The organism is Paenibacillus sp. FSL K6-1217, from assembly GCF_045040735.1.
Taxonomy (GTDB): domain Bacteria; phylum Bacillota; class Bacilli; order Paenibacillales; family Paenibacillaceae; genus Paenibacillus_AQ.
On the sequence record NZ_CP150271.1, the window covers coordinates 6,482,615 to 6,495,386 of the forward strand.

General features: G+C 52.7%; 13 protein-coding genes and 1 tRNA gene. 12 read left to right on the top strand and 2 right to left on the bottom strand.

Features of this window, described 5'->3' with window-relative positions; all coding sequences use genetic code 11:
- The first annotated feature begins 171 nt into the window (after window positions 1-171).
- The 5 genes from MHH28_RS28595 (at window position 172) to MHH28_RS28615 (ending at window position 6,681) form a co-directional block, all read left to right on the top strand.
- Complete coding sequence (locus MHH28_RS28595) at window positions 172-1,716, top strand: response regulator (protein ID WP_405108093.1); 1,545 nt, start codon at window positions 172-174, stop codon at window positions 1,714-1,716.
- 2 nt (window positions 1,717-1,718) lie between these two features.
- Window positions 1,719-3,449: a sensor histidine kinase gene (locus MHH28_RS28600; RefSeq protein ID WP_405108096.1), complete on the top strand. Its 1,731-nt coding sequence runs from the start codon at window positions 1,719-1,721 to the stop codon at window positions 3,447-3,449.
- A gap of 144 nt (window positions 3,450-3,593) precedes the next feature.
- Window positions 3,594-4,940 (top strand): ABC transporter substrate-binding protein, encoded by a 1,347-nt coding sequence (locus tag MHH28_RS28605; RefSeq protein ID WP_405108099.1) that lies wholly within the window; start codon window positions 3,594-3,596, stop codon window positions 4,938-4,940.
- The gene (locus tag MHH28_RS28610) at window positions 4,940-5,872 is read left to right on the top strand and encodes a carbohydrate ABC transporter permease (RefSeq protein WP_405108101.1); all 933 of its coding nucleotides are present in this window, start codon (window positions 4,940-4,942) and stop codon (window positions 5,870-5,872) included. Before MHH28_RS28605 ends, MHH28_RS28610 begins: the two co-directional genes overlap by 1 nt.
- On the top strand, window positions 5,869-6,681 hold the full coding sequence (locus MHH28_RS28615; RefSeq protein WP_405108103.1) for a carbohydrate ABC transporter permease: 813 nt from the start codon (window positions 5,869-5,871) through the stop codon (window positions 6,679-6,681). The genes MHH28_RS28610 and MHH28_RS28615 overlap by 4 nt, the downstream gene beginning before the upstream one ends.
- A gap of 216 nt (window positions 6,682-6,897) precedes the next feature.
- Here MHH28_RS28615 and MHH28_RS28620 read toward each other — a convergent pair whose 3' ends face one another.
- Window positions 6,898-7,095 (bottom strand): XRE family transcriptional regulator, encoded by a 198-nt coding sequence (locus MHH28_RS28620; RefSeq protein WP_405117288.1) that lies wholly within the window; start codon window positions 7,093-7,095, stop codon window positions 6,898-6,900.
- Between the two features lie 147 nt (window positions 7,096-7,242).
- On the opposite strand from MHH28_RS28620, the gene MHH28_RS28625 reads away from it, so the two are divergent.
- Together MHH28_RS28625 and MHH28_RS28630 are read left to right on the top strand one after the other, a co-directional pair.
- Window positions 7,243-7,605 carry a helix-turn-helix domain-containing protein gene (locus tag MHH28_RS28625; protein WP_405117290.1) on the top strand — a complete coding sequence of 121 codons (363 nt, stop codon included), beginning with the start codon at window positions 7,243-7,245 and terminating at the stop codon, window positions 7,603-7,605.
- Window positions 7,606-7,692: 87 nt separating this feature from the next.
- A tRNA-Leu gene (locus tag MHH28_RS28630) sits at window positions 7,693-7,775 on the top strand.
- Between the two features lie 151 nt (window positions 7,776-7,926).
- Here MHH28_RS28630 and MHH28_RS28635 read toward each other — a convergent pair.
- Window positions 7,927-8,406 carry a glutathione peroxidase gene (locus MHH28_RS28635; RefSeq protein WP_405108106.1) on the bottom strand — a complete coding sequence of 160 codons (480 nt, stop codon included), beginning with the start codon at window positions 8,404-8,406 and terminating at the stop codon, window positions 7,927-7,929.
- Window positions 8,407-8,593: 187 nt separating this feature from the next.
- Here MHH28_RS28635 and MHH28_RS28640 point away from each other — a divergent pair, with 187 nt between their 5' ends.
- The 5 genes from MHH28_RS28640 to MHH28_RS28660 all read left to right on the top strand — a co-directional run bounded on the left by MHH28_RS28640 (window position 8,594) and on the right by MHH28_RS28660 (window position 12,721).
- Window positions 8,594-9,013, top strand: a complete 420-nt coding sequence (locus MHH28_RS28640; protein WP_405117292.1) for an organic hydroperoxide resistance protein — start codon at window positions 8,594-8,596, stop codon at window positions 9,011-9,013.
- A gap of 279 nt (window positions 9,014-9,292) precedes the next feature.
- A complete protein-coding gene (locus MHH28_RS28645; protein ID WP_405117294.1) occupies window positions 9,293-9,571 on the top strand; it encodes a hypothetical protein in 279 nt (92 codons plus the stop codon).
- A 127-nt stretch (window positions 9,572-9,698) separates the two neighbouring features.
- Complete coding sequence (locus tag MHH28_RS28650; protein ID WP_405117295.1) at window positions 9,699-10,097, top strand: thiol-disulfide oxidoreductase DCC family protein; 399 nt, start codon at window positions 9,699-9,701, stop codon at window positions 10,095-10,097.
- A gap of 195 nt (window positions 10,098-10,292) precedes the next feature.
- The gene (locus MHH28_RS28655) at window positions 10,293-11,453 is read left to right on the top strand and encodes a hypothetical protein (protein ID WP_405108109.1); all 1,161 of its coding nucleotides are present in this window, start codon (window positions 10,293-10,295) and stop codon (window positions 11,451-11,453) included.
- Window positions 11,450-12,721, top strand: a complete 1,272-nt coding sequence (locus MHH28_RS28660) for a CpaF family protein (protein ID WP_405108112.1) — start codon at window positions 11,450-11,452, stop codon at window positions 12,719-12,721. Before MHH28_RS28655 ends, MHH28_RS28660 begins: the two co-directional genes overlap by 4 nt.
- Window positions 12,722-12,772: the final 51 nt, after the last annotated feature.

The window sequence follows — 12,772 nt, forward strand, 5'->3', positions numbered from 1 at the left end:
CCTTCCGGTGATTTTTTTGTGTATATCAGGCCGGGCTAATCCGCGTACATTCCGGTTCCCGTTGAACTGAAGCGGCTCCCCGTCAGGGAAGCCCTTCCATTGACAGCGCCTCCATGTTCCGTTATACCTGCATATATATCAGAATTCGACAGGGACGGGGGAAGTTCTACCATGAATTCATTCATTTCAGTCATGCTGGTGGACGATGAGCCGCTTGCACTTGATCATGTATACCATTCAGTTCCGTGGGAGGAAAACGGCTTCCAGGTGGTTGCCCGGGCGACCAGCGGACGCATGGCACTGCGGATGTTCGAGGAGCTTCAGCCGCAGATTGTCATCACCGACATCTCCATGTCGCCGATGGACGGCTTGGAGCTGGGACGGCATGTTGTCCAGCTTGCCCCGCGGACCCGGCTGATCTTCCTGACCGCTTATCGTGACTTCGACTATGCCCGTCAGGCGCTGGAGCTGCGCGCGGCCCATTATCTGCTTAAGCATGAGATCAGCCGGGGCCGCCTGCTGGAACCCTTGAAGGTGCTGAAGGAAGGGCTGGCAGCGGAAGCCGCCGAGGAGCAAGGGCAGGGACATGCGCTCCATATTCTGCTGAAGGATATGCTGGCCGGCAAGTATCAGGCTCCTGCAGGCAATCAGGAATCCAGTCTGCATCGCCTTGTTGCAGAGTATCGGCAGGGTCAGCCCGGACTGCTGTATTTCGAGCTGGGGGCTGCAATGAAGCTGGACGGCAGCCGGAGGAATACGCGCAGTACTCCAGCCCTCGTATGGAAGAAGATCGAAGAGGAGATCCGTCTTCAGTCAAGCGGTCTGGAGGAGCTTCAACTGCTGGAGATGGATGAAGGCGGATACATCGTGCTGCTGAGGTTATCCTCATCGAGCAGTCTGCTGCTCCAGCACTACAATATGCGGCAGGTGGCAGCGCAGCTGCTGGCCTGTCTGGAGACCGCTTATGATGGGGAGCTTCCCAGAGTGATCCTGTCCGCAGGCAGTGGCGCGGAGCTGCCGGACCGCAGATATGCGGCGATGAGGCAGGCGTATGATTATTCGGTGTTTTTGCCGCCCGGTGCGGTATTTCTGCTGGAGCAGGCCGCTTCACCCAGAGAAGTAACAAGTATCGCCCTTGAGGTCAGACAATACCTGCTATCCCCCGAACGGAGTCTGCTGGAACGGCTGAAGAGCGGTCTGGAGCAGATCGCCGCACAGGCTTATCTGGCAGATTTGCGCGCCGTCATGGGTGAGATCGGCAGCGAATGCCGCAAGGACGGAAGCGCCAGGGCGGACCAGGAGCTTGGCACCGACGCGCGGCAAATCGTTAACAGCCTGTACCGGATTCTCGAAGACGGTATGCAGCAGCGGCAGAGCCAGAAGCAGTATTCCCGCTGGGTGAACAAGGCGATGGAGTATGTTGCCGGGAATTACGCCGATCCCGACCTGTCTCTGGAGACGGTTGCAGGCCATCTGCAGATCAGCAGCATCCATCTGCGGACCACCTTCAAGCGTGAGACGGGCCAGTCCCTGCTGGATTACACAACGGAATACCGGATCAGGCTGGCGAAGCAGCTTTTGCAGACTGGTGAGTATAAGATCTACGAGGTATCGGAGAAGGTAGGGTACAAAACCAGCCAATACTTCAGCCAGGTATTCAAAAAAACCACAGGCTTGCAGCCGAAGGACTTCCAGCAGCAGAGGGGCAGCGAATAGCGATGCGAAAAATTAAGAATAAAATTCTCGGCAGCGTTATTCTCATTGTTACCCTGTCTGTAACGGCGATCAGTGCACTGGCGTATGAGCAGTTCTCTTCCATTCTTGAAGCGCAGGCACTTCGTGAGGATACTATCCATCTGGAGCAGACCACGAATCAGATGAATCACCTGATTGACGATGTGCAGAAATATGCCGCCAATATGGTCAACGATGAGCTGCTTCAACAGTTCGCGGCAAGGCTGAAATACCCCTCAACCTATGACGAGCTCAGTGCGTACCGGGATGTGGTCACTCAGCTGACCAAATTCAATGTGCTGCGTGACTACCTTGAGAGCTCGGCCATCGTCCGCTCTGATGGGAAGATCTTCTGGTCCTCGCTGTATATTGACCCGTATTTTGAACGGCTGCTGCAAGAGGACTGGTATCAGGATGCCTTGAAGAACAATGCCAAAAGCGGGTTCACAGCCCCCCATCTGATCCAGGACCCCGAGAGTAAAAAAATTGTCAGCTTCTTTATCCGCTTCGATCCCGAGTATGGCGGAGTGCTGCTGCTGAATATTGATTACGCTGCGTTCGAGAGCCTGTTCCAGTATTTAGGCCAGTCCTTCGACCAGGTAGCCTGGATCGGCCCGGATCATTCATTGCTCTACCAGCAAGGCACCGCTACAGAGCTTCCTGCCCACACGCTGAGCCCAGACGGCCCGGATGTTCAAGTGATCAAGCATGACAAGGGGTATTATCTGGCCAGCGCTTTTGAGAAATCGGACTGGTCTGTCTCCACGTTCACCTCAAATGACCGGTTCTATGCATGGGTGGGTTATATTGTCCGCTACTGGGCCATCTTCCTCGGCTTGTGTCTGGTGCTCTGCTTCCTGTTGTTCCTTCCAATTATCTCGAATATTATCCGGCCGATCCTGCAAATGACCAAAGCGATGAAGCAGGTGTCCATGGGCAACTATAATGTTCAGCTCTCCTTCCGCAGCAATGATGAGCTGTCTGTGCTGAAGAATGGCTTTGAGACGATGCTTGGTGATATTGAGCGGCAGATGAGCGAGAAGGTGGAGCAGGAGCGCTGGAAGCGTAAAATGACCGCAGAGCTGCTGTTCGCCCAGATCAACCCCCATTTTATCTACAATACCCTGAACACCGTGGTGTATTTGGCCCGCAAAAAGAATTACACAGCGATTGAAGAAATGGTGGAATCCTTCATTGGCATTCTGCATGATGCGGTCAATATCGGTGATGCCGGGCTGTATATCACAGTCGGGCAGGAGATGAGCATTATCAATCACTTCGTCACGATTCAGAAGTACAGATATGCAGACCGGTTCGAGGTAGTCTGGAGCGTAGAAGACGAAGCGAAGGGAGACTATATTCCGAAAAGCCTGATTCAGCCGCTGGTGGAAAATGCTATTTTTCATGGGTTTTCAGAGAAAGAGACTGTGGGCCGTATAGAGATCATTATCCGCAAGCGCAGCGGAAGGCTGCTGGTCTCGGTCAGAGATGACGGCTGCGGCATGAGCCAGGAGAAAGCCCGGTCTATTATGAAGGGAACCCTGCCTCCCGCGCGGCTGCCATCAGGGGCGATGAAACAGATTGGGCTATGGAATATCCGGGAACGCATCGAGTATTTGTACGGGCAGGAAGGCCGTCTGGTGATCCGTTCCAGTGAGCAGGGGGGCACCAAGGTCACTGTTCTCCTGCCCGCAGGGCAGCAAGCGTCAGAATGAAATACACTATCATTATTTATACAAAATCATCGGATCGTCTAATTGTTGGGTGATCCCTTCAAGCTTATAGTACTACTATGCAGACGGACGGAAGACACAACAGGAACCGCCCGCTGTTACAACAGAGGCAAGGGGGATCTTAATTTGCACAATCTATTCAGTAAAAAATCATCGGTGATCGCGCTTGTTCTAACCTTATGCTTCACCTTGGTGCTGGCCGGCTGCGGCAATGGGAACAACAGCTCTTCCGGCGACGCCAACAGTTCCAAGGGTCCGGCTAACTCCAGCGATCCTGCGGGCGCTTCCGGTAAATTGACCGTATGGGGCTGGGACAAGGCCTGGTTCGAAGGCACCGGAGCGAAGTTCAACGAGAAGTTCCCGAATATCAAGCTGGAGTTCGTCGAAGTCTCGGCTGGGGATTATCTGAAAAAAATCCAGACCTCCATCGCTGCCGGCTCCGGGCTGCCGGATATTATCTGGGGAGAGGCGGCCTTCCGCGGCGCTCTGTATGAGCTTAACGTACTGCAAAGCCTGTCCGAGGAGCCCTACAAATTCGATACCTCCAATCTGCTCGACTTCGAGCTTCCGCTGCTGACGAACAGCAAAGGAGAGCTTGTCGGTCTGGAGCAATCCGGCTCGCCCGGAGCAATGGCCTATAAGCGTGATCTGGCTAAACAATACCTCGGAACCGATGATCCGGATGCATTGACCGCCATGTTCACCGACTGGGATGCCTTTATTGCCAAGGGCAAGGAAGTCTATGAGAAAAGCGGCGGCAAGACCTTCATGCTGGGAAGCCTGATGGATGCGTATACTATCCTCTCCAACCAGGGGACCACTGCGGTGGTAGACGGAACGAAGGTGAATACCCAAGAGCTGCTTAGGATCTTCACTCAGCTGCAATCGATCCGCGACAATCACACTGAGGGCAAGCTGGCGATGTGGTCGCCGACCTGGAATGCTTCGTACTCGCAAGACAATGTAATCTTTTATCCGGCGGCGAACTGGTCTCCAGAATTCGTAATTAAGCCTAATGATAAGGCCAGCAATGGCCGCTGGGGTCTCATGGTGCCTCCGGAAGGCGGATTTCCATACGGCGGGACGACCATTGGCATCTGGAAAGACAGCAAGAATAAAGATGCGGCCTGGACCTATCTCAACTGGCTGCTGGGCACGGATGAAGGCGCTGAAGCCAACTTTGCCGTTTCCGATTATATTTTGCCCCTGAAATCCTTCTTCAAGGATACCTCCAAGCTGTCCTCCGGGGCGGATGAATATTTCGGCGGACAGGATCTCGGGAAGTTCTGGGTGGAGAAGGTCTTCCCGAACATGAAGTCCAAAGCGGTGACCAAATACGATCAGGATATATACAGCTCGTCGGAGCTGGTGCTGCAGGTCATGGCACAGGACAACAGCTTCGATGCCAAGCAGGCGCTGGATAAGTGGGAAGAGCAGCTGAAGAAGAATCACCCTGAGCTGACATTTGAATAATGATGCAGAAATCTAAAGGAATCAGCAGCAAAAATAAATGGCCGTACCTGTTCATTACTCCCTATTTCTTATCCTATGCCGTACTGAGCCTGTTCCCGATCCTGTTCACCCTATACATCAGTCTTACAGACTGGGACTTGTACGGTAACCGGAATTTTATCGGACTTAGCAATTACACACAGTTATTTTTCCATGATGCCTTCTTCTGGAAATCACTGCTCAATGTCATGATCTTCATGGCGGTATACCTTCCGGCCCTTGTCCTGATGGGGATGCTGGTGGCCAGCCTTATCGAGAGTAAGCTGATCCGCCGCAAAACCTTTTTCCGGCTCAGCGTATTCAGTGCCTATATGACGACGCCGGTCGCGGTCGGGATTATCTTCTCTCTGTTATTCGACTGGCAGGGCGGATTCTTCAATAATATGCTGATGGAGCTGGGCCTCATTCAGGAGAAGATCAATTGGCTGGGCTCGGCCAGTTCCTCCCGCTGGGTAGTGATTCTGATGGTATTCTGGAAAAACCTCGGGTATTTCGTGATGTTCTACACGGCGGGAATGGCCAGTATCGATACTTCCATCTACGAGGCCGCAGTGATTGACGGTGCATCCTCCAAAGATGTGTTCACGCGCATCACCATTCCACTGCTGAAGCCGATCAACCTGTTCCTGATTATTACCTCTATTATTAGCGGCTTACAGCTGGTGGAGGAACCGATGCTGCTGTTCAGCGGCTGGGCTTCCGGCTCCAATATGGTAGGAGGGCCTGACGGCTCGACCTTCACACCGATCTGGTACATGTTCGATGCTTCCTTCAACGGCAGTGCGTTCAAGTATGGTAAAGGGGCAGCCATCGCTTACGGCACCTTCCTGTTCATAGCCTTATTCTCGGTGGTTGGCATGAAATGGATCAACAGGGACGGTGACGATAAATGAGAGCAAAGAAGTTCTTTACCGTATTGCTGCTTAGTCTGATCGCTATCGCGTTCCTGTTCCCGTTCTATATGATGATTGTGATGGGAACCTATTATTCCGAAGACTTGTTCAAGCAGCTGCCGATTCTGCCCAGCGGGTATTTGCTGGAGAACCTGAAGACGATCATGTCGGCCAGCTTCCTGCGGAATTACTGGAACAGCTTCTATGTTGCTGTGTTGTTCACTCTGGTGACAGTCGGGGTCGCCTCGATTACCGGGTTTGCTTTTGCCAAATATGAATTTAAGGGTAAAAAGGCGCTGTATGGCTTCATTCTGCTCACGATGATGATCCCCGGCCACCTGGGGCTGATTGCCTATGTGATGGAGATGAAGTGGTTCCACCTGAACAACACCCATGCGCCGCTGATTCTGGCCGGACTGAATAATGCCTTCGGCGTATTCTTCATGACCCAGTTCATCCGTTCCTCCGTCCCGACGGAAGTCATTGAAAGCGCAAGAATCGACGGCTGCTCGGAGCCTGGGATTCTGACCAGAATCGTGATTCCTTTTCTGATGCCGGCGATCAGTACTCTGGGGCTCATCTCGTTCCTCGGGTCGTGGAATGGTTATCTGCTGCCGCTGGTCACAATCAACAAGCCCGAGCTGTACACGCTGCCGCTGGGCATCGCCAATCTGTCTACGGTCTTCCGTACGGATTATTCAGCCAGTATTCTGGGGCTTACGCTGGGTACGCTGCCGCTGATTATCCTCTTCCTGTTCGGCTCGAAGACCTTGGTCAGAGGACTTACCGGCGGGGCGGTCAAGGGCTGAGTTCACTGAATTAGGTAAGTACACCGACAGAACAATAAAGAAACCTCTCTTGTGGTGAAATGGAGTACGCACAGCCATTTCGCGGGAGAGGTTTCTTATTGTATGGAATAGAGCGGGCGCGAAAAGAAGGATTTTGCCAGGAACAGGTGGAATTAGTGCAACAGGAAGAATATTGCGGGACGGCTCACACAGGGAGAGCTGCTGCTTCAACTGGAACTAAGATGGAGGCAGGTTCAACAGCTCTGCGACTTGACGGCGGTATCTGTCTGCCTTGCGTGTACCGTGAATCAGGTTGGACAGCCGATAGGGTGGGATGTCATGTAATTCACAGAATTTCTTCTGATCCAAGTGCAGTTCTGCCAGACGCTGTTTAATGGCCCAGCCGAAGGCAGTAATGGGGCGTTTGCTGTTCAGATTGCTCACCTCGTATCGACTATCCAGCCGCTATGATATAAAATAGGTAAAGATATAATAATAGTTAATTATATACTTTTTTACGTCATTTTACAATAAAAAATAACGTTTTTACGTATTAATTTTCTGTCAGGAGGCGTTTGGGTGATGCAGACCATATACGAACGAATTGAACTTTTGATTAAAAAGCAAGGAATGACGAAGAAATCCTTCTGTGCGCAGCTGGGAATCAGCACTGGCAATATGGGAGACTGGAAGCGCGGTAAATCTACGCCTGGTACGCATAAGCTGATTGAGATCGCCGCCTTTTTCCATGTCAGCCTGGATTGGCTGATTCTGGGCAAACAGCCCCAGACGATTCAGGAAAGCGGCGAGGATTATTTTTTTGGCCAAATGCGGCAATTGAATTGCCACACGGAGGAGCTGCAGCCGGAAGAAAAGAACTTTATTAAGGAATATCTGGCCTTCACCAAATACCGCAAGGATCAGGACACAAGCGAAAATTCTTGAGCGGGCGTCTTTACTTTTGAGTGCAACCGATTTATAATATTGAATGTTGGCCTCAAACAATGCATGAACATCAGTTAGACACACCGCGCGGTAGTGGTGGAATGGCAGACACGCTATCTTGAGGGGGTAGTGGGTGTATACCCGTGGAGGTTCGAGTCCTCTCTACCGCATATATTTCATGGAAGCTGAGATCCTTGTGAATTCAAGGGTTTCGGCTTTTTTTGACTCCAAAAAACACCCTTCGTCCGGAATGTATCCGGGAATGAAGGGTGTTTAGTATTTTAGCGTATATAAGCGTTGCAGGAAAATATTGAACCCGCTCTAGCGCAGCAGCTTCTCAATATCCTCTTCGATCTTGTCCGGCGTAGTCTGCGGGGAGAACCGCTTCAGCACGCGGCCTTCCTGGTCCACCAGGAATTTGGTGAAGTTCCATTTAATACTCTTCGAGCCGAGTACGCCCGGTGCTTCTTTGGACAAATATTTGAACAAGGGATGGGCATCGTCGCCATTGACATTGATTTTCTCGTACATGGGGAAGGACACACCGTAATTGATCTCGCAGAACTCGGCAATATCCTCGCTCTCACCCGGCTCCTGTCCGGCAAACTGGTTGCTGGGAAATCCGAGAATCTCGAAGCCGCGGTCTTTGAATTTATCGTACACTTCCTGGAGACCCTTATATTGCGGGGTAAGTCCGCACTTGCTGGCTGTATTCACGACGAGCAGAACCTTGCCTTTGTACTTGGACAGTGATTCTTCCTGACCCCGCAGGGTGTTGGCTTCATAATCATAGACACTCATGAATGATTCCTCCCGAACATTGATTTATCACAATTTAATTGTACACTATTCACCGCCGGAAGCAAGTTTTTAAAAAGAGAATAATGTGCCCAATCGTTTCAAAAATGCGGGGTTGTTTAAGTTAAGGGTAAGTGTTCTTACAAAATTTGTGTTAAAAAGGAGAGAGTTAAAGATGAGTACATTGAAACTGAAACCTCTATATACAGCTACAGCCAAGGTTCGCGGAGGCCGAGAAGGTTCGGTGGAATCGTCCGACGGAGCGCTGAAGCATGATCTCAAAATCCCGAAGGAGCTTGGAGGTCCGGGAGGTGCAGGCACGAATCCGGAGCAGCTCTTCGCGGCGGGCTATGGCGCTTGCTATGAGAGTGCGCTCGCCAATATTGCCCGTAAAGAAGGCGTAAAACTCCAGGATGTTGAGATTACCTCGAATGTGCTGATCGGCAAGGACGAGAGTGATGGAGGCTTCAAGTTAGCTGTGAAGCTGGATGTGAAGCTGGCGGGCATCGAGCGTTCTGTAGCAGAGGACCTGGCCAAGAAAGCCCATGATTTCTGCCCGTACTCCAAGGCGACCCGCGGTAATATCGAGGTTGAACTGAACGTTCTGTAGAGATAGATAGAGATGTTCGATTGAACAGCATGGTTATCGGTGAGACCAGACATTGAATGTCTGGTCTCACATTACGTTGAGCGCAGAAACACGGGTAGGAATGGACAAAGCTGGGAATAATGGCTAAATAGAGTCGGAGAAGGCCGGAAGTGCGGTAAATAGCGTGCAGGAGCTTGTACTTTGGTTGACATCACCCCGGAAATTCTTTAATATGTCTAAGTATCTGTTAATGTCGCGCGTGCTATTAACTACCAAAAATTTAAATAATGGGTGATGAAGATGTCTTACAGACCGAGTATTACGAATGTGACCAAAGCCAGCAGCAATGATAAGGAAGGATTGTACGAGTTCATTATCAAACTTGCTGACGGAACGGAGTGCCGCGCGTTCTACAATCGGTTTCCGGAATGGAAAATGACGAACATCAGCCGCCTGCTCAAGACTCCTTGTCCGGTATGCCGCAAAGATTTCATCTGCAAATGCATGGAATCCTTCACCGCTGATTTCGAAGAGCAAATGACCGGGAACGAGTGGATTAACAAGGCAATTGCTGAATAATTAGACGAACGGACGTTGTAGGCGCGGGAGCTATCCCGCGTTTTTTGTTTTTTCTCAAAAGGGGATATGAATGTTACACTATGCTTAAGAGGAAGGGGGCGGTGATGTGGCTGAGGAGCGGGGGGAAATGCAGGGACAATCGATTGTGCTGATTGATGGAGTCTGTCATCTGTGCCAGGGGATCGTCCGGTTCATTATTCCGCGTGATCCCAAGGCACACTTCAAATTTGCTTCCTTGCAGAGTGAAGCGGCCCGGGAGCTGCTTAAGGCAGGCGGCCTGCCGGAGCAGCAGTTAGATACTGTGGTGCTGATCCAGAACGGCAAGTATTATACGAAATCGGCTGCCGTGCTGCGGATTGCCCGCAAACTCCGGTTCCCGTGGCCGGCTGCGTATGCGTTCATTCTGATTCCGGGACCGCTGCGCAATGCCCTCTACAAAGTTGTGGCCAGGAACCGCTACCGCTGGTTCGGCCGGGATGAGCAGTGCCTGCTGCCGACACCGGACATGAAGCGGAGATTTCTGTAGGCGGCAAGGGGGATTCTGAGGGATTCTCTCAAATAGTGGTGAAAAAGTTATTGCCGACCTCTTATATATATGCTACTATAGCAGTAAATTACAGGAACAGTAACGGAAGCACCGTTCAATGACCGTATTCACGGTTATTGGCGGTGCTTTTTTGCTGTTCTTTTTCCCATGTATTCAAGAGAGGAGGAGGATTTCATGACGGCAAGAATCGTGCTTGCAGTCCGGGAGAGCCAGTATATTGAACCACTGCTGCATTATCTGCATCATAGCGAATACGGTGAGCTGCTGCGGATTACGGCTTTCAGCAGACTGGACGCTTTTATGGAATTTATGACCGGCGGCGAGCTGCCGGATGCGGTTGCCGCGGACCCGTCTTTCATTGAAGCCTGGCTGGTGAAAGGAAGAAGCACGGTTCCCTGGGCAGTGTTAAGCGAGGGCGGAGAATTATCGAATGGCCGGGATCTGGCCGGGGGGAGGCATATTGCCAAGTATCAGGCACTGCCGTCGCTGCTGGAAGCGATTCTCCAGCTAAGTGATCTGAAGCGGGTTCGTACGGCCGCTTTGCCTAAGGAACCCACGCTGCTGCTCGGAGTCGTCTCGGCAAGCGGCGGCAGCGGCAAAACAACGGTAGCGCTGAACATGGCGAAGCAGCTTGGCGCGATTGGCCTGTCCGTATTCTACCTGAACCTGGAGAGTGTGGACAGCAGCGGCTTCATCCTGCGGATGCCGGGCAGTCATGTTCCCGGTCTGGAGCGGCTGTTATATGAGCTTAAGGCCGGTGGGACAGAGCCTAAGGGGGGAAGGGCAAAACCGAAATGGGGTGATTATGTCTTCAGACATGACAGTCTGCGCTGTGATGCCTTCCGTCCGGTGGAGAACTTCAAGGAGATGCTCCAGATGTCCCGGCAGGACACGCTGGAGCTACTGGAGGGGCTGGCCGGGGCAGGAAGCTATGATGTGGTTATTGTGGACACGGGAGCCATTGAGGAGGAGCGGGCGCAGGCTGTCTTGAACAGATGCGGCATCCTGCTGTGGGTACTGAAGAGTGAGCAGGTCAGTATCCGCAAGACCGAGCGCTGGATCGGTTATATGGCAAGTCCGCACTCCGGCATGCAGCCGGAGGTCATGGACAAGAACAGGTTCGTGATGAACGGCAGCACCGGAGCTGAGAGTGAAGCACCGCCAACGGCGGCACTTCCGCTGGATGCTGTACTGCCTTATATTCCGTCCTGGGGGTTACAGCATTACGGAGAGCTCTGCCTGAGCTCTCCCCAATTCACCGAAGGTGTTCAGCAGCTCTGCAGAGCCATCGTAGAGCCTGAATTGCCTGGGGTGTTCACCGGAATTCCGGTATGAATGAAGAGATGTTCCGTGCCCTGCGCAGCGACATCCGGGCAGGGCTGGATGTTACCTCGGTCATCGGGAACGATGAGCTAGCCGCTTTTATAGAACGGATTATTCTGGAGCGGGAACACCTGCGCCTTCTGACCGCTCAGGAGAAGCACGAGCTGGTGAAGAAGCTGTTCGATTCCTTCCGCGGATTGGATATTCTCCAGCCGCTGGTGGATAATCCGGCCATCACGGAGATTATGATCAACAGCCACGAGGAGATCTTTATAGAGGAAGAGGGCATGATCCGCAGGCTGCCGCTGGCTTTTGAATCGGGTAGCAGGCTGGAGGATATCATCCAGATTATCGTCTCCGGCGTCAACCGTGTGGTCAATGAATCCTCGCCGATTGTGGATGCGCGGCTGCAGGACGGCTCGCGTGTCAATATCGTCCTGCCGCCTGCGGCGCTGAAGGGTCCGGCCATGACCATCCGCAAATTCCCGGAGACTCCGATGACGATGGAGGAGCTGGTGAGGCGTGAAGCACTCTCGGAGGAAGCGGCTGAGCTGCTGCGGATTCTGGTGGCAGCCAAATATAATATTTTCATCAGCGGCGGTACAGGCTCGGGGAAGACGACCTTCCTGAATGCCCTGTCACAGTTCATCCCGCCGCAGGAGCGGGTCATTACGGTGGAGGATTCGGCAGAGCTGCAGATCGTTACGGTTCCGAACCTGGTCTCCCTGGAGACCCGGAATGCCAACACGGAGGGGCGGGGCGAGATCACCATCCGCGACCTGATCCGCACTTCGCTGCGGATGCGGCCGAACCGTATTGTCGTTGGCGAGGTGCGGGGAGCTGAATGTCTGGATATGTTGCAGGCGATGAATACCGGACATGACGGTTCGTTGTCAACGGGCCATTCGAACAGTGCGCTGGACATGCTCAGCCGCCTGGAGACTATGGTGCTTAGCGCCGCTGATCTGCCGGTAACGGTTGTCCGCCAGCAGATTAGCTCAGCGATTGATATATTCGTGCATCTGTCGAGGCTGCGTGACCGTTCACGCCGGGTGATGGAGATCAGTGAAGTCTCCGGTATCCGCAGCGGCGAAGTGGTACTGAATCCGCTATACGAATTCCGGGAAAGGGGCGAACAGGATGGCAGGGTGCAGGGCAGGCTTGAGGTCTGCGGCAACCCGCTCCTCCATACGCTCAAGCTGCGAATGGCCGGAATCCCTGATTATCCCTTGCAGCAATATGAGGGGATAGGCACTGCGAAGGAGGTGAATGTACCCTGAATATTGTGAAGAAGCGGGATGGGCAGCCCACCATAGGCAGGAGAATAGGGT

Bases quoted from the DNA above. Each gene is read 5' to 3' on its own strand.
- MHH28_RS28610 (WP_405108101.1), top strand. From the start codon at position 4,940: ATGATGCAGAAATCTAAAGGAATCAGCAGCAAAAATAAATGGCCGTAC.
- MHH28_RS28650 (WP_405117295.1), top strand. From the start codon at position 9,699: ATGCAGGGACAATCGATTGTGCTGATTGATGGAGTCTGTCATCTGTGC.
- MHH28_RS28645 (WP_405117294.1), top strand. From the start codon at position 9,293: ATGTCTTACAGACCGAGTATTACGAATGTGACCAAAGCCAGCAGCAAT.
- MHH28_RS28625 (WP_405117290.1), top strand. From the start codon at position 7,243: ATGCAGACCATATACGAACGAATTGAACTTTTGATTAAAAAGCAAGGA.
- MHH28_RS28600 (WP_405108096.1), top strand. From the start codon at position 1,719: ATGCGAAAAATTAAGAATAAAATTCTCGGCAGCGTTATTCTCATTGTT.
- MHH28_RS28660 (WP_405108112.1), top strand. From the start codon at position 11,450: ATGAATGAAGAGATGTTCCGTGCCCTGCGCAGCGACATCCGGGCAGGG.
- MHH28_RS28635 (WP_405108106.1), bottom strand. From the start codon at position 8,406: ATGAGTGTCTATGATTATGAAGCCAACACCCTGCGGGGTCAGGAAGAA.
- MHH28_RS28655 (WP_405108109.1), top strand. From the start codon at position 10,293: ATGACGGCAAGAATCGTGCTTGCAGTCCGGGAGAGCCAGTATATTGAA.
- MHH28_RS28595 (WP_405108093.1), top strand. From the start codon at position 172: ATGAATTCATTCATTTCAGTCATGCTGGTGGACGATGAGCCGCTTGCA.
- MHH28_RS28615 (WP_405108103.1), top strand. From the start codon at position 5,869: ATGAGAGCAAAGAAGTTCTTTACCGTATTGCTGCTTAGTCTGATCGCT.